General features: G+C 54.0%; 12 protein-coding genes. 8 read left to right on the plus strand and 4 right to left on the minus strand.

Annotated features, from left to right (window positions below; genetic code table 11):
* The first annotated feature begins 66 nt into the window (after positions 1 to 66).
* The 4 genes from AC5DDB_RS14115 (at position 67) to AC5DDB_RS14130 (ending at position 5,693) form a co-directional block, all read left to right on the plus strand.
* A complete protein-coding gene (locus tag AC5DDB_RS14115; protein ID WP_491740372.1) occupies positions 67 to 1,383 on the plus strand; it encodes a c-type cytochrome in 1,317 nt (438 codons plus the stop codon).
* Between the two features lie 400 nt (positions 1,384 to 1,783).
* Positions 1,784 to 3,694, plus strand: coding sequence for a protein kinase domain-containing protein (locus AC5DDB_RS14120; RefSeq protein ID WP_491740373.1), 1,911 nt, complete (start codon positions 1,784 to 1,786; stop codon positions 3,692 to 3,694).
* A 514-nt stretch (positions 3,695 to 4,208) separates the two neighbouring features.
* Positions 4,209 to 5,171, plus strand: a complete 963-nt coding sequence (locus AC5DDB_RS14125; protein ID WP_491740374.1) for a DUF1559 domain-containing protein — start codon at positions 4,209 to 4,211, stop codon at positions 5,169 to 5,171.
* A 60-nt stretch (positions 5,172 to 5,231) separates the two neighbouring features.
* Positions 5,232 to 5,693 (plus strand): carboxypeptidase-like regulatory domain-containing protein, encoded by a 462-nt coding sequence (locus tag AC5DDB_RS14130; RefSeq protein WP_491740375.1) that lies wholly within the window; start codon positions 5,232 to 5,234, stop codon positions 5,691 to 5,693.
* A 255-nt stretch (positions 5,694 to 5,948) separates the two neighbouring features.
* On the opposite strand, the gene AC5DDB_RS14135 is transcribed toward AC5DDB_RS14130, so the two are convergent.
* Positions 5,949 to 6,710: a hypothetical protein gene (locus tag AC5DDB_RS14135; protein WP_491740376.1), complete on the minus strand. Its 762-nt coding sequence runs from the start codon at positions 6,708 to 6,710 to the stop codon at positions 5,949 to 5,951.
* A 214-nt stretch (positions 6,711 to 6,924) separates the two neighbouring features.
* Between AC5DDB_RS14135 and AC5DDB_RS14140 the strand changes: the two genes are divergently transcribed.
* Together AC5DDB_RS14140 and AC5DDB_RS14145 are read left to right on the plus strand one after the other, a co-directional pair.
* Positions 6,925 to 7,725 carry a tetratricopeptide repeat protein gene (locus AC5DDB_RS14140; protein WP_491740377.1) on the plus strand — a complete coding sequence of 267 codons (801 nt, stop codon included), beginning with the start codon at positions 6,925 to 6,927 and terminating at the stop codon, positions 7,723 to 7,725.
* A 106-nt stretch (positions 7,726 to 7,831) separates the two neighbouring features.
* Complete coding sequence (locus AC5DDB_RS14145) at positions 7,832 to 9,334, plus strand: SDR family oxidoreductase (protein WP_491740378.1); 1,503 nt, start codon at positions 7,832 to 7,834, stop codon at positions 9,332 to 9,334.
* Positions 9,335 to 9,491: 157 nt separating this feature from the next.
* Here AC5DDB_RS14145 and AC5DDB_RS14150 read toward each other — a convergent pair whose 3' ends face one another.
* Both AC5DDB_RS14150 and AC5DDB_RS14155 read right to left on the minus strand, forming a co-directional pair.
* Positions 9,492 to 10,280, minus strand: coding sequence for a hypothetical protein (locus tag AC5DDB_RS14150; RefSeq protein WP_491740379.1), 789 nt, complete (start codon positions 10,278 to 10,280; stop codon positions 9,492 to 9,494).
* Between the two features lie 182 nt (positions 10,281 to 10,462).
* Positions 10,463 to 11,953, minus strand: a complete 1,491-nt coding sequence (locus AC5DDB_RS14155) for an amidohydrolase (protein WP_491740380.1) — start codon at positions 11,951 to 11,953, stop codon at positions 10,463 to 10,465.
* A 284-nt stretch (positions 11,954 to 12,237) separates the two neighbouring features.
* Here AC5DDB_RS14155 and glgP point away from each other — a divergent pair, with 284 nt between their 5' ends.
* Entirely contained in the window at positions 12,238 to 14,385 is a 2,148-nt protein-coding gene (glgP, locus tag AC5DDB_RS14160) for an alpha-glucan family phosphorylase (RefSeq protein WP_491740381.1), read from the plus strand.
* A gap of 92 nt (positions 14,386 to 14,477) precedes the next feature.
* Entirely contained in the window at positions 14,478 to 15,662 is a 1,185-nt protein-coding gene (locus AC5DDB_RS14165; RefSeq protein WP_491740382.1) for a HEAT repeat domain-containing protein, read from the plus strand.
* Here the strand turns inward: AC5DDB_RS14165 and AC5DDB_RS14170 are convergent.
* Positions 15,653 to 16,900: a TIGR02996 domain-containing protein gene (locus AC5DDB_RS14170; protein ID WP_491740383.1), complete on the minus strand. Its 1,248-nt coding sequence runs from the start codon at positions 16,898 to 16,900 to the stop codon at positions 15,653 to 15,655. The two genes, AC5DDB_RS14165 and AC5DDB_RS14170, sit on opposite strands and share 10 nt — an antisense overlap.
* Positions 16,901 to 17,153: the final 253 nt, after the last annotated feature.

Genomic DNA, 17,153 nt, shown 5'->3' on the forward strand with positions numbered 1-17,153 from the left:
GGAACAGGCGACGTGCACGTGCAACAGACAATAGGGTACTTGGTTTGCATTGTCTTACTCGGGATAATGACGCCACGAATTCACGCCGAATCACCGGCGGATGCTGCGAAAGCTGGGTACGAGTTCATCCGCTCGACGCCGTTGTTGCCGATGGACTTTGATCAAGAAACGTTCGATGCCGTCTGGAGGGAATGGCCCGAACCGCTACGGTCCGAAGCGGAGGCGGCGACACCTAAACAGCGTCGACAAATGGCATTCGAGAGATACGGTTTGATCGAGCCATCCGATGGTGACGGCACGGGGCCGGCGCTGGGGTATGTCGATGATGGCCAGGGCGGTTGGGTGATGAACTGTCTGGCGTGTCATGGTGGTCAGGTGGCAGGGCGGGCGATTCCAGGTGTGCCGAATTCGAATTTCGCGTTGCAAACACTGACGGAAGAACTCCGGCTTGCCAAAGTCCGCTTGCAAAAACCGTTTGCCAGTAAAGACTTAGCGATTTTCAATCTTTCGCTCGGCAGCACGAACGGCACGACAAACGCAGTCGTGTTCGGGATTTTGCTCGGTGCACTTCGCGATGCCGACATGAACTTCATCAAGGGATCCGAGGCACCTCCGCGAACCGATCACGATATGGACGCTCCGCCGTTCTGGAATGTCAAAAAGAAGACTCGGTTATACTGCGATGGTCATTCCCCGAAGAATCATCGTGTGCTCGTGCAGTTTATGCTGATGCCGATGAATAGTCGGGAGTCGATCACTTCGAAGGAAGACGATTTCCGGAACGTGCTGGCATGGATTGAATCGTTGGAGGCTCCGAAGTACCCGTGGGCGATCGACACCGAACTTGCGAAACGCGGAGAAGCGGTGTTCAACGAAAATTGTCGTGAGTGTCACGGTTCATACGGAAACGAAGAAACCTACCCGGAACGTGTGGTGCCAATCGAGGTCGTAGGGACCGATCCGCTACGGCTGACCGCGTTGACACCGACCGACCGTCAGAAATTGGCGGAGAGTTGGATGTGTCATTACGGTGACGATGACGTCGATCTGGATCCGGCTGGGTATGTGGCGCCACCATTGGATGGCGTGTGGGCGTCGGCTCCTTACTTTCACAATGGGTCGGTGCCGACCTTGTGGCACGTTTTGCACCCCGATCAACGACCAACCGCGTGGCGACGCACCGCGACCGGGTATGACCAAAATCGCGTGGGTTTGGAAGTCGAATCGTTCGAAGACGAACCTTCAGATCCCTCGAACATTGCCGAACGCAGAAAGATTTTCGATACCCGGAAACCCGGCAAAAGCGCCGCAGGACATGATTTTCCCGCATCACTTAGCGAATCCGAAAAGACGGCCCTTCTGGAATATCTGAAGACGATATGACCGTGTAAGGTGCATGGAAATCGGCAATCTGCACTATCGTGCGGGTGTGAGTGTTGGTATCGTAAAAACAATGGACCTCTGCATCGCATGAAAGCCCGTTGCATGGGAGAGTTTTGGACTGACGATTCGTTTGCCAGGGATGGTCGTGCAATGGGCCGGGTGTGACCGACAACCTGCGTGTCGGATCGCACTTCTCGAGGCGAGTTCCTGATTCCCAATTTCGTGCACGCCAACTCACTTCATTCTGACGATGGCTGTCTGTCCGGACTGTGAATCTGAACTTGAATTATCGCAGCAGAGTGCGGAGCCGACCACGTGTCCCTTCTGCGGTGCGACCGTAACCATTCCGTCTGGCGATGAAGCGGCCTCTGAAGACAATGAGTCCGAAGTTCCAACGTTGGTGACGAAACAAGAACACGATTCCGTCTCGATTCCACCGGCGATTCCGGGTTTCGAGATGATTCGCCATGTCGGTCGTGGTGGAATGGGAAGCGTGTGGGAAGCCCGGCAAAACATTTTGGGGCGTCGGGTCGCCATCAAAATTCTGGCGTCGAAACTCGCTCAAAGTGCTCATTTCCAAGCCCGGTTTACTCGCGAGGCCCAAACTTTGGCCCGCCTGCAGCATCCGGGAATCGTCAGTATTTACGATTTTATTCTCCGCGACGATTACTGCTGCATCGTCATGGAGTACGTCGATGGTCCGAATCGCCAAGATCCCCAAACGGTCTTTCGGCTGATTCGCGAGCAGAAAGTGAGTGCCGATCAGGCTGAGGCCGTCATTCTGGAAGTTCTGGATGCACTTGCGTATGCCCACGAAGAAGGTGTGGTGCATCGTGATATCAAGCCCTCCAACATCCTGATCACGCGGCATGGACGTATCAAATTGGTCGATTTTGGTATCGCCGCCATTCGCAAAGATAACGACGACCAGACACAGCTCACACAGGCCGGTGGGCCGTTGGGCACGCTGGAGTATATGGCACCCGAACAGATCGATAACCCCACCACCGCCGGTCATCAAGCGGATTTGTATTCGGTCGGTGTCGTGTTATACGAGATGCTGACCGGGCAACGGCCACGCGGTGTTTTCCAATGGCCTTCGGAAATTGATCCGTCGTTATCGACCGGTTGGGATGATGTCGTGCGAACTGCGTTGCAACCTTCGCAGACGGATCGATACCAGAACGCCGCCGAAATGATGGCCGCCATCCAGCGATTGACGATGCAGCAACATCGTGCGGCCACTCCGAGTCATTCCGACCGGGCAAGCATGAGCACCATCCCCGACATTCAAGATCTCGGGAGTGGGGCACCATCGGAGACTGGCCAACCGAGCGGTCAAGGTGGCGAATCCGTCGAACACCACTGGAATCCGCCGTTGGCTTCCGACGATGATGACGATTCCGCAGAAGATTCGGATGTGTCGGGTCAGTCGGTCGAGTTCGAAGAAAACGGGACCAACGTTCTCCAAGAGAACATGGCCGCGACCAATGATCGGTCAGCGGTGCCAATCGCGGATGAATCCGTTGACGATTTGCCCACCCCGAAAGATGGCGAAGGCGAACCCACGTCTGATCCAACCGAGGGGGAAAACGAGTTACTCGACGGACCGTATGGGGTGGTGTTGGATCGGCATCCTCTGGTGCATCATCGCCCGCGTCGGTCGCAGGACACAGCTGTGGAGTACCGGCCGTTTAGCCGTCCGGCTACGCTCGTTGTTTGCCTGTTAGACGATGGCGAAACGAAAGAAGGTGAACAGTTCCGCATTCGGAAATCGAGTTTTGTGATCGGTCGGTCCGAAGGTGACATCGTGTTGCCATACGATCGAAGCATGTCGGCGAAGCACGTTGAAATCCGGTTGGTCCCGGCGGGTGACGGGCGTTTCGATTTTGAGATTCGCGATCTCAATACCACCAACGGGACTTTCGCGCGAGCTACAAAAGCGATCTTGCAGGACAAGCAGCAGTTTCTGCTCGGGTCTCGACGGTACGAACTTCGACGTGCAAAACCCAAATCGAAAGCGCTGGATACCATCGTTGAACTTTCACCGAAAGGGAAAGGGAAGACGTTTCAGCTACGACGCTCTTCCGTTTACGTGGGTCGTGACCCGCTGAAATGTGCGTTGGTGGTCCTTGGCGATCCGTTCATCAGCCCTGTGCATGCGAAACTCAAACGCGATTCGCAAAACCGTTGGACCATTCGCAATCTCGGCTCGAAAAACGGGGTCTGGATGCGAGTGGATGAACTCACGCTCACCAGTGGTGGCGTTTTTCAAGTCGGTAGCCAGCGTGTTTCTATCAAGATTCCCTAATTGGGATTTCGTCGAGACTCGCGTCCCAAGCTGCAGTGCATCTGCACGGCTAAACTAGCGTATCGAAGTCCGTGCATTAGTCCTCAACAGAAGTGCCTGACCGACAGGCATGTACCAATCGATGAAACAACCTCCGCGGGAAATCTTAGCCGACTTCTGAAAAAAAGTGAGCCAGACGGACCGTCGAAAGGTGAGTAATTGTAGCACGTTATATCGCGATTCGTGCTCTTTTGTACCGACAAGGCTACGGGGTTTTTCCCGTTCGCATTCTGCCAGCTTCTACGATGGCATGCCGGTTGCAGTTGTGTCTTGCTGTATTTTGAAGGCGGTCCTTGCGCCAAGAACAGCTTGCTGTCGACCGTAGCGGTTTTTGTCTAGTTCAGGCGAGAAACTAGAGTCTCCTCGCAGGCAACTAGAAGGACATAGAAAACCGTATCACGGCCTTGCCAAATACCTACCTGAATCTTCTTGCCGGTTGTTTTCTTTCTTGTAACGTCGAAAGGGGTATCTCGTAATGCCTAAGCGGTATCGGTCCGGATTTACACTCATTGAATTGCTGGTGGTGATCGCAATTATCGCCATCTTGATTGCGTTACTGCTTCCTGCCGTTCAGCAGGCTCGCGAAGCAGCTCGTCGAACTCAGTGCAAGAACAATCTGAAGCAGATCGGTCTTGCCTTGCACAACTACCATTCGACGTATCAAGTCTTTCCGTATGCGGTTGGCAATCCGAGTTACTGTGCAAGTAGCGGGATTTCGAACGTCACGAACCACACCGGGTGGCTGTCACTGTTGCCATTCGTCGAACAAAATAACTTGTTCGAACAGTTCGATATGACTCAGGCGACAGGCACATGGAATTCGCACGGTGGAACACTTGTGGGTGATCCGATTGCAAGTGGCAACTCGGCGCTCTCGACAAACATTTTGGACTTTTTGATTTGTCCGAGTGACAACGCGACTCCCTACTATAGTCCTGCGAGTTCGGCTTACGGGTGTGGAGTTGCTCGTTCGGCTCGCACGAGTTATGGATTCTCGATCACAGGGGGATCAGGCTGTAACTTGTGGTCGAATCAATCCTCTGCGACTCGCCCGTTGTTCGGCAGCAACTCGAATTCACGACTCCGCGATATTCTTGACGGCACGAGCAATACAGCCGCTGTTGTTGAGACGACACTCGATGTGGATGACGGCGAGACTGCATCTTGGGCATGTGCATCGCACGTTGGACTCGGGATCAATCTGGGAGCTTCACGAGGGATCAATAACTGGGTTTGTTGTGCATGGCGATCACCCCCAGATGCACAGAAGCAGATCGGCCGCAACGGCGAGTGGGGCGAACCTGGTAGTCTACACCCCGGTGGCTGTCATATTTTGCTAGCAGACGGCGCAGTCCGTTTTCTATCTGAATCACTCGACACGACAACACGTGTCAACTTGTCTCGGATTTCAGACGGCAATGTATTGCAAGAGTTCTAAAACTCTTGACGGTGTAGTTGTTACTTTCTCAGTACATCATGTTTGTTAGGACAAAATTCTATGAGGCTGCTAGGAGTTCAGTATTCCTGGTTCAAGTTGCTAGTCCCCGTCATTTGCGTCGGATTTCTAGGTTGTGGAGGAGCTGAAGAAGACGTTCCGGAATTAGTGCCGGCGACCGGTATTGTGACCTATAAGTCCGAGCCGCTTGCCGGAGCTGCCGTGAATTTTGTGCCTCGAGATGGCACGCCAGGAACGGGGGCTTATGGTGTTACCGATGCGGCTGGTAAGTTCACATTGAAGCATCGGTCGGAAGCGGAAGGTATTGAACCTGGAACCTACACGGTTGCAGTCACCAAAATGACTATGCCGGACGGAGGTCCCATTCCAGACGGTCAAGATGCAGCAGACGTAGGAGCAATTCAGATCATTCCGCCGAAGTACAGCGAGGCCTCGAACGAGATGAATCCGAATATTGTCACCATCCCCGCTTCTGGTGGCGAGTTTCCGATTGATTTGAAGTAGTTCCTAAACTTGGTCTTTAAACAAAACGCTCCCCAATTCCGCTGAATTGGGGAGCGTTTTGACGTTCGTTGGTCTCTACCAATGCTCTATGTTTCGTGCGATTGGTTTCTACAATCTTGAATTGCTAGTAGCGATATGAGAACTAGGGTGTAGAACGATACTCGATGTCAGTGAAGAACCTGAAAGTGCCGCCGATTCCTGACTCTCACCAGACTAAACCCGCTACATTCGAATACGAACAGTTTGAGACATCAACTAGAGACTTTGAACGACATGAGTTGTTGTCTGTTTAGAATGTAAGTTCGGTGCGACAAACTGAATGACGATTTCACCATCCAGGCAATGTACCGACTTAGGTTGTGGAATGTGGGTTTGGTGTTTCCATAGGTTCAAAGTCATGTGCGGCGTCGGCAGCGTGAGATCGATCTCTAGAGTTCCGTCTTGACGTCTAAGTTCTTTTGGTGAACACCGAATAAGTGTTTTCAACGGCATCGGTAAATGACCAATCCGAGCGGAGAGGATGTCTAGTTGAAGTCGGCCGTCATCTGTGAATGTCGGTCTTAAGACAGACGAAACGACACAGTGGAAACGAGACGACTTCAATTGAAATGCAACGGCTGCTTCGCCATCGCGAAATTGGAATCGTGGTTCGCTGATTACACCTTGTGAGCGTGTCTGGCTCGATGAGATTAGCGTATTGATATCTGCCTCAGTGATTCGCACGATGTGAATGTCTTCAGACGGTTTGTATCGTTCCTTTTGGGTATCCTTGTCGAACACTTGCGTCCGTTGACGAGAGATCGAATTCGCTAGCCATTGCTTGTGCGTGCGGACGGTCTGCTCCCAATGCGATTTCGCTGCGGCTTGCTTCTCGGCCGATGAAGTGGCATTGAGTCGTTCCGAGTAGAATCCTGGTGTCTGCATCACAAGTAGTCCCGTCGTGATCACGCAGAGAATCACGAAGCCCACGACCAGCACACTCGCGCCTAGAAATCGTCGAAGAAGTTTTCGCATCATTGTGGTTGCATCTCGATCAAACATAAGAAGTCGCCGCCGTATTCAAGGATAGCTTACGAATCGAGAGGGCTTGCGAGTTCCAACGGTGGCTGAAATGTGGGAACTGTCGATTCACCGCTTGAAATCGGTTCAGGCTAGAAACCTGATTTGAACGTTGGTTCAATAGGGGAAATCAATTCACGCCATTCTTGGATGCTCCCTGAAGGAAACAGCTATGATCATTTATGGTTCCCGGATGTATGGTAAGAGTCAGCAGGTCAAAACATTCGGAGCCTGTGATCATTGCGGTGCCTATGGGCAACAGACGAATTATTTTGGTCGGAAATTCGGGCACCTGTACTTTATCCCGCTGATTCCAATGGGGGGACGCGTGCGGGTTTTGTTTCAGTGCTCGAAATGTGATATGGGCTCGCATGTTCCCGAAGACGAGGTCCCCCGACTGACTCGGCGGTTGACCGAAGCGATGAAGCCTGCGATCGAAGCGGTCAATGATGGTAAAGACACCTTTGTCGATGCTGACGGTGATACCGTTCATACCGGTGCCCAACTTGCCGGCCCCGTGATTACTCTGCATGCTTGTGGAGTCGGAGACAGCGTACACGGAATCTTGGACGCCATTCCTGAAGACAGCCAGGCCTATCATCTGGTGGATGCCGCCGACTTGGCCGTGATCGGTCACGACGAAGAAGCCATCGCCGCTTACAAGAAAGCGATCAGTGTCAATCCCGAAGACCCCGTGCCGTTTCATTTGTTCGGGGACTTCTGCGTCAATACCGGCCGACTTCCGTTGGCCCGCGACATTTTCGAGAAAGTCTTGGAATTGACTCCCAACAGTGTTTCGGTGGTTGCCAGACTCGCAGATATTGCCGAAGGCATGAAAGATTATGAGGCAATCTGCGATTACTATGAACAACTTTTTGAGTTGCAACCTGAACTGCTGAAACAAAAGAAACTCGTCAAGACCTATAAAAAAGCCTGTAAAAAATCGGGTCGTGAGACAGTGGCATTAAATTGATTCATCAAAGTTGCCGAAATGGTCGCGCATGTTCGTTGAGCCAGTTGAATGATGTCCCGCGGGTTCTATGATTTCGAAGCGACTGCGGTTCAACTGGAGGTAAGGCGTGAAGAACGCAGATGATGTCCAAGGAAGTCGAGTCTTGTTGACCGGTGCCACCGGGTATGTCGGGGGACGGCTGCTTCCACGACTCGAAAGTGGCGATCGACACGTCCGTTGTTTGGCGCGACGGCCGGAGGAACTCCGTCCGCGTGTTGCTGAGAGCACGGAAGTGGTGAAGGGCGATTTGCTCGATCGGGAATCGTTGCATGCGGCGTTGGACGACGTCGACACGGCTTACTACCTTGTGCATTCGATGGGCAGTCGGGACGACTTTGAAGAACTCGATCGACAAGCGGCTCAGAACTTTGCGGCGGCGGCCAAGCAGGCCGGTGTGCAGCGAATTGTCTATCTTGGCGGGCTGGGAACTCCCGATCCGAATCTGTCCAAGCATCTTCGAAGTCGTCAAGAAGTCGGTGATTTACTACGAGAATCGAATGCCCAAGTCATCGAGTTTCGCGCGTCGATTGTGATTGGTTCCGGGAGTCTTTCGTTCGAGTTGATTCGTTCATTGACCGAGCGTTTGCCGATCATGATTTGCCCGAGTTGGGTTCGGACGTTGGCTCAGCCGATTTCTATCGAAGACCTGCTTGCGTATCTGCTAGCCGCTTTGGAACTGGAGACGCGGGCATCTCGAATCTATGAAGTTGGCGGCCCGCAGGTGATCTCCTATGCCGGCATCATCAAGGAATATGCCCGGCAACGGGGGCTAAGACGACTGATGGTTCCCGTGCCCGTGCTGACGCCGGGATTGTCGAGTCGATGGCTAGGGCTTGTCACGCCGTTGTATTCGCGGATCGGTCGTAAACTCATCGAAGGACTCCGCAATCCGACGCTGGTTTCGAGTAATCTGGCCGAGAAAGCATTCGCCGTCCGTCCTGTCGATCTTCCGACTGCGATCGAGCGAGCACTCATCAACGAAGATCAACAGTACGCAGAGACGCGGTGGTCTGATGCATTGTCGTCCAGCGGCAACGCTCCTTCTTGGGGTGGGAAACGATTTGGCAATCGGTTGCTCGATTCCCGAACGCGTCGGGTGAGCGTTCCGCCAAATCAAGCGTTTGTGCCTATTCGTCAAATCGGCGGAAAAACCGGTTGGTACTATGGCACATGGATGTGGAAAATTCGTGGTTGGCTCGATCTCTTAGTCGGCGGCATTGGACTACGACGCGGACGCCGGGACCCGGAAAACTTGCGGATCGGCGATACTCTCGATTTTTGGCGTGTCGAAACGTACGAGCCGGACCACTTGTTACGTCTGTGTGCAGAGATGAAAGTTCCCGGCCGTGCATGGCTAGAGTTTGAAGTCACGGAAGTTGACGAAGGCAGCGAAATTCGACAGACCGCCACCTTCGATCCTGTTGGTCTCTTCGGACTCGTCTATTGGTACTCCGTTTGGCCCCTGCATCAGCTCGTTTTTGCGGGCATGCTCCGTAACATCGCGCGTGCGGCCGAGAATCTAGCAGCGACGGCAAACACAGAACATAAGGCTAAGTCGACAGCCGTTTAAGCATGCTAGGGTCTTTGGTGTCCGTGAAGAACATAGAAAGACTACTGTTCTTAGTCTGCCATAAGTCCCTCAATTGTAGGCTGGGTCATGACCCAGCAATTCAGTGATCTTCGCGTATGTTGTAAGCGGTGTTAACCCAGCCTTTTGGCTGACAGAGTTAAGTTTTATGATCTGATACCTTCCAAACTCCTGAGAATGAATTTTGTGGCTTGTTGAAATGGGTCTTACCTATCTCGATAAAGAAACGAGATGCCAACTCCAATGCTGCACTTGCGGTTTTGTTATTGACGTCTTTGTCGATAGCTAGTTTCTCGCCAAGCCGTACGTCAGAGCGGTTGGAACGTTTAAGGTATTCCTCGCTGACACGACCACCATTATGTACAATTACATTCCGAAGAAGCTGAGACGATGCAATTCGCTCAATTGCATCGTCTGAAGACGTTATGTGTAGTCCTAGTTTCTCGTTCGCAAGTTTGACTGTGTCAGTGATGGGACCCCAGGTGCAATTAAAGACATACTGATCAATTAAATGGTCGATAATGTCTGATTGGCTACCAAGGTCAATAATCGTCTTCCAGGTTATTTTTCTATTGGACTTCAGAACCTCAGGGCGAATTACGCAAACAACACGGATGGAGTCTGCAAGAAATGCTTCGAGATGTGCAAAGGTCATTACTATTTGCTGCGAAAATATAGAAGTTCCAAAATCAAGCTGATCAGCTTCCTTACTGCCGTAAGGTGCTGATGTAATTGCCAGTAGGTTCTCAAATAGAAAGTCACTAGATTCGGGTGGGAAATTCGTCGAGAAATCAATTTCTTCGGTGACGCCGGGTTGGTCTTCAGGGGCTTTCTTAGCCCTTGTATTGTTTGCTCGTTGTATAGTCTTCACCATACATTTTAGACCATCGAGAAGAGAATCGATCTCGGTTAAATGTTGCTTTGGCAAATGGCTGTCACCGTTAGAGTTTGTCCTATTGCATTCACAAAATCGTGATACTGCTGGCTGTAACGGTTCCAGACTTCTTCGCTCATTTTTCTAGCCTTGATGTAGTCATTCTGTAGCGGCGTATCGGATGAAGGACAACCAGGTATGCCTATTATTCGGTGTCTGAAATTTTAGTTAGGTACCTACCGAATCGTCTTTGGTGGTTTTTGCCCCTCGGGGATTAGTGTGGTGTATTTGCGGTTTTTCATGCGGTGTTGGAAGTCGGCTTTGGCGGCTAGAATTTGGTCGGGTTTCTCGAAAAGTTCGATCGCGGTGACGGCGAGAGCTTTGGCTCCGTAGATGATGCCTTTCTCCCCAATGGGCGAGGCGATGGCGGCGACGTTTTGCCAACTGTGACCAGGGCTGCCGGCGGCAAAACAAGCGGTGCGAAGTCCGCCGGTCGGAACTCGCCAACTGATATCACCGACATCGGTCGAGCCTTTGCTGGGGCTGCTCGACTTCGAAAGTGGTTCGACCGTTTCCTCGATTGCAACGCTAAATTGCGAGCCAAACTGTTCCATTAGTGGGCCTTGGATTCGGCGGGCAAAGGCATGGTCACTTGCAGTGAATTTCGGCGGGCCGATAGCCTCGAGATTCTGGGTGATCATTTCCGCAAGCACGCGGTTTTCGATGATCTCATGACAGTCGGTGTCGATTTGCACGGAAACTTTAGTGCGGGTCATCTTGGCGGCACCGTCGCTGATGTCCTTGAGCCATTCGAAATTGCGAGTGACATCTTCATGGCTATCAGCGCGGACGAAATACCACACCGTCGCTTCCGGCGGTACGACATTCGGAGCACCACCACCGTTGGTGATGACGTAGTGCATGCGGGCATCTTCCTTGAGGTGTTCCCGCATGTAGTTGACACCGACATTCATGAGTTCGACGGCATCGAGGGCACTTCGTCCGCTTTCCGGGCTGCCAGAGGCATGAGCGGCGGTGCCGTTGAATGTGAACTTTGCGGAGATTAATGCCTTGCTGCTGCCGGCCCAGGCTTGGTTCTTTGTCGAGGGGTGCCAATGCAGGCAGATGTCTAAATCGTCGAACACCCCGGCGAGCGTCATATAAACTTTGCCGATGACGGTTTCTTCCGCGGGCGTGCCGTAGAGTCGGACAGTGCCTTTGATTCCATGGGCTTCCATCGCGGCTTTCGTGGCGAGCGCGGCTCCCAAGGCTCCCGAACCGAGACCGCTATGACCACAGCCATGTCCCGGGGCGTCTTTTTCGACCGGTTCTTGGTAAGGAGAGACCTTCTGCGAAAGGCCGGGCAGGGCGTCATACTCGGCGAGAATCCCGATGATGGGTTTTCCCGATCCGAATTCCGCCACGAAAGCGGTTGGCATGCCACCGAGTCCGGTTTTGACTGCGAATCCGGCCTCCTTGAGTTGCGAGACGAGCAATGCGGACGACTGATGTTCCTGCAAACCGACCTCAGCGAAACTCCAGATCTTGCGGTTCGTGTCCAGAATCTGCTCGCGATGGCTCTCCACAGTTTGAATGGCGGTTTGTTGAGCCTGCGTAAGTTCACCGGCCGCTTTGGCATCGTTCGCAACAGCGGATGGTTGACCGGAGGTGATCGAGAATAGACAGAGTGCGGTGGAAAAGTGATTGAAGAGAGCTGTCCGGTTCACGGGATTGGATTCCTAGTTCCTAACATGTCGAGAGGGCTTGATGTATCTGTTGCATGATACTGAATCGCAAGCGAGTGTGCGGAGTTTTTCGGAGGTCGCAACCTGCTGATGGAACTTGGCAATTGCGGTGTGAGGATTGTGTCTCCGGGATTTTCCAGCTAATTTTGCCTGACACTCGATCTATTTTACGTAATCGCTATACTTCCAACGGTTTTGCCGACTGGTAGCCGGTATGCGAAATGGCGTTCGCTCGTCAGATTTCATTCGAATGGGAACGAGACTTCATGGCAGATACAAAAACAGCATACGAAAAACTGACGGAATTGGCCGGTAATTACTGGTGGAGTTGGGAGCCGGAGGTCACGAACCTGTTCCGGGCGATTGACCCGCGACGGTGGTCGGCGTTGGCTCACAACCCTGTTTTGCTGTTGAAGGAGTATTCCCCCGAGAAACTCGAAGAGCGTTTGCGGGAACTGGTGCTGCACTCCAGCATCAACCGGGCGTATCGTCGTTGGAAAGAGTACATGGATTCCACGACATCCTGGGGAGCGACCCAGGGTGGGAATTTGGGCAGCCATCCGGTGGCTTACTTCTCCGCGGAATTTGGAATCCACGAATCGCTGCCGATTTACTCCGGCGGTTTGGGGGTGTTGGCGGGTGACCACCTCAAAAGTGCGTCGGACTTGGGCGTACCGTTGGTGGGAATTGGTCTGTTCTACGACGAAGGTTACTTCTCGCAGCAAATCGACAAAGACGGTTGGCAACAACAGTCTTACACTCCGCTGAATAGTCAAGAGTTGCCGATCACGCCGGTTCTGGATGCGTCCGGCGAACCGATCATGGTGTCTGTCGACACTCGGGCCGAAAAGATTTTTGCACGAATTTGGCATGTGGGTGTGGGGCGGATCAATCTGTATCTGCTCGACACTGACGTTCCTCAGAACGCTGAGGAAGACCGCAACCTCACCGCTCGTTTGTATGGCGGTGACAGCCGCACGCGGATTCGCCAAGAAATTATCTTGGGGATCGGTGGAGTTCGGGCGTTGAATGCGTTGGGCATCAAACCGTCTGTGGTTCACATGAACGAAGGCCACTCGGCATTTGCCGGTTTGGAAGTCGTCCGCAATCGGATGGAAGAAGACGGGCTGACGTTCGACGAAGCACTCCGTGATGTGGCTGCGATGGGAGTCTTCACTACGCACACGCCCGTGGCCGCCGGTCACGACCGCTTCGGTGCCGACCTCGTCGACGAACACGTCGGACCGTTGGCCGACCAGTTGGGTTTGAATCACGAAGGTCTGATGGGGTTGGGGCGGGTCGATCCGCAAAACACGGAAGAACCGTTCTGCATGACTGTGTTGGCGTTCAAGACGAGTCGCCGAGCGAATGCCGTTTCGAACCTGCACGGCGTTGTCAGTCGTCGCATGTGGCAAAGCTTGTGGCCGTGGAAAGCCGAACACGAGATTCCGATCGGTCACATCACGAACGGTGTGCACGTTCCTTCCTGGTTGGCCGGGCAAATGCGGGACATTTACGACCGCGTGTTGCCGGAAGGTTGGGAACTGCGAACCGGGGAAGCCGATGTGTGGGCCGGTTTCGAAAGTGTGACGCCTGCGGAACTTTGGGAGACTCACCAGTCGCTTAAGAACCGCATGATCAACTACGCTCGACGTCGGCTGGTGGCTCAGGCTCAGCGACGTGGTGATAGTGATGCCCGGATCGCTGAACTGCAAAACGTGCTCGATCCAACTTATCTCACGATCGGTTTTGCTCGACGATTCGCTCCGTACAAACGGGCCGACTTGGTGGCGGGCGATCTCGACAAGTTCCGGCAAATCATTTCAAACTCCGAACGTCCTGTGCAATTTGTCTACGCCGGGAAAGCTCACCCGCGTGACGAAAACGGGAAAAAGATTGTGCAAACGATCTACCGGCTCACACAGGAACCTGAGTTCAAAGGCCGGATTGTGTTGCTGGAAGACTACGACATCAACTTGGGTCGTCACTTGGTCCAAGGGGTCGATGTGTGGTTGAACAACCCGCGTCGTCCGTTGGAAGCTTCAGGAACCAGTGGTCAGAAAGTCGTGCTCAACGGTGGGCTTAACTGTTCGATTCTCGACGGTTGGTGGGCGGAAGCCTACGACGGTCGCAATGGTTTTGCGATCGGCCATGGTCGCAGCCACAAGAACGACGAGATTCAAGACGCTCGCGATTCGGATGCGTTGTACGATGTGCTGCTGAACGAAGTCATCCCGCTGTATTACCAACGCGATGCCGACGATTTGCCGCACAATTGGATCAGCCGAATGAAGCACGCCGTCCGCACGTTAGGGTGGCGATTCAACGCCGACCGCATGGTGATGGACTACGTGATGCACGCCTATGTGCCCGCAGCTGGTGGGATCTCGGTGGAGATGAACAGCCTGACCTAACGTGTCATTTCGCGAGTTGGAACGTACAATCAACACTTGGCAGCGGTTTGCGTTGCCAGGTGTTTTTTGTTGGAACAGCGAAAGGAGTTTCGATGCTGGTCGTGATTCTGATCTGTTTCGCGTTCCTCGACGATCCTTTGGCCACCTACGACGGTCTTACGCTCGACGAGTGGCGAGAGCGGATGAAGTCGCTCGAATTGGACAACCCCGAGAGTCGCTCTGCCGTTCCCGGTATGGTGGCGATCGTGAAAGACACGTCCGTCCCATGGTTCACCCGTCGCCAAGCTGCGTTGACACTGGGGCGGTTAGGACCGATCGCAACCGATGCCGTGCCGGTGCTCGCCGAGATCTTGAAGAACCCAGATGGAGAAGACTCCACTCGGATTTGGGTCGGCAAAGCCTTGGCATTGTTCGGTCCTGAGGCGGAAACGGTCACGCCGACCGCAGTCGAGATTTTGCAGGATGAGCAATCTCCGTTGGGCGACCGACAGGTGATGATCGAATTGCTCGGTCGAATTGGCGGTCGACACCCGCGAGCGATTCCGGCGTTGATCGAGACGATCCGAATGACACCGCCAGCCGACAAAACGGCTGCTCGCGATGTGAATACCCTTCGGGCGTTGGCGGGGGAATCGTTGGCGACAGTCGGGTCGGATGCAACCGCCGCGATTCCGGCCCTCACGCGAACTCTTTACGACGAGAACGAGTTGGTGCGTCGTCGGGCGGTCGAGGCGCTTGGAGCAATCGGTCCAGCAGCTGCGGTGGCGATGCCCACGTTGATGGAAGTCTTGGTCTTCGATGAATCGGCTGCCGTGCGGGACTCCGCCGAAGTGAGTCTCGCACAGTTCGGGCCAACCATTTTGGAGACGGTCATCGGTTTGACAGCCGATCCGGACCCAGAGGTTCGCACTCGGGCGGCAAGTATTCTTGGGCGGATGGGTCGCGTGGCACGTTCGGCGGCCAACTCGTTGCACGTTTTATTGACTGACGATATGGCCGGCGTTCGCGTTCGAGCAATGGAAGCGATCTGGCAGATCAATGGAACGGCAGAGGCTGGAATTCTCGTTCCGCATGCGATCAAGGCATTGGCCGAAGACGATCGGCAACTCCGCATTCGTGCTTATCGGCTGCTCGTCGAGATTGGGCAATCCGCTCCCAAGACGGTCCGAAATGCTCTAGAAAAAATCCCGGACGATGCGTCATCAGCGGTGCGTCAGGCGGCGAAGAAAATTCTGCGAACGCTCGATGCACCCCGTCGTCAACCGGTTCAGAATTGAACGCGGGGACCGAAGCGTTCGCTGAGTAGTAACTTCGTCCGGCTGTCGATGAGTGGGTTCTCGCGGACGTCTAAGAGTTCGATGGATTCGAACGCATCGCTCTTGGCAATTCCGCGTGCACTCACGTTGTCCAGCTGCGTGTGTCGCAAACTCAGGTGACGCACCCCGGAGAAAATCGCCGATTGCAGAATGTCCGGCGGCAATTCCCCGAGCGGATTGAAGTCCAACTCCAAACGGACGAGGCGTTTCAAGTACGGCGAGCGGACCAATCGCATGAGATCGGTGGCTTCCAAGCCCGAGTCGTTCAGCTTCAAATCACGGAGCCGGCCGAAATTCGAACCACTGGCAATCTCATGGACTCCTCCCCCATGTAGCGTGTTGCCCGAGAGGTTGAGCGATTCCAAGTCCACCATGTGTTCCGAGACCGACAACGTTTTCAGACCGACCGGACCGATGTCGTTGTAACTCAGATTGATCTCCCGCAGTGATCGCAACCGATCCCATTGCGACAGCAATCGCAGCCCATCATCGGCAATCGTGTTCTGACCCAAGTTGAGACTTGTCAGTTTCGCGAACTGTTCCGATTGCGTTAACGCCCGGACATCAAACGGAGAGAGCCCATTCTGCGAACAATCCAAACGTTCCAACGACCACAGCGATGCTCGCATTAAGTCCTGCATTCCCGGACCGGCTAACCGAGTTTGCGAGACATAAAGTGACCGGAGTTGCTCGGATCGGCGGGCGTTGGCAAGTTCGGGAATGCCGCTGCGTCCGATGGAATTGTCCGAGAGATCAAGTTCCGTGATCGCCGACAGAAACGGAGATCGCAACGCCTGTCGCACGGCGGTTCCGGCATCACGCGGCATACGTCGCCAATCGAGAGAGCGAAGTGCCGGTGCCCAACGGCTGAGAATCCGCCCATGTTGCAAGAACCGATCACCCTCGACAATCACCGCATCGACAAGTCCGCCGCGAAACCGCACCGCTCGGACGGCCAGAGTGTCGAGATCGGTCAGACATTGCGACTCTAGGTCGGCAATCAATTCCCGTTCGCGTGCTCGGAGTGCAAGGCTGAAATCCTCGGGGATGTCGTCGTGTGTTTCCAGCTCGCATTGCACACGGATCAGTTCCGCCCGGGAATCGCCACGTTCTTCGAGCCAGTCGGCGTAGATCAACCGCGGGACGGCATCGTCCGGTTGTCGTCGAATTTCGCGTAGGAATTCTTCCGCTTGCGGCATCTCGCCATCCGTTGAGGGTGTCGGGAATCGTTCGCACGGATTTTATCGGACAGGTGCAAACCGACAAGGGCAACCTGGAGATGGCGGAGAGCGGAGAGCCGAGCGCGGAGAGCCGGAGAGGGTAGCTGAAACCCTCAACGTAGGGAGTCAGAGGCTCAGGTCATTCGGGTGTCGATATTCGTCACCGACGTTCCGGAATCCGGCTCTCTGCTCTGAGTCTTTGGCTCTCCTCTAAGGAATGCTTGCGTTGGGT

The organism is Thalassoroseus sp. (genome assembly GCF_984380535.1).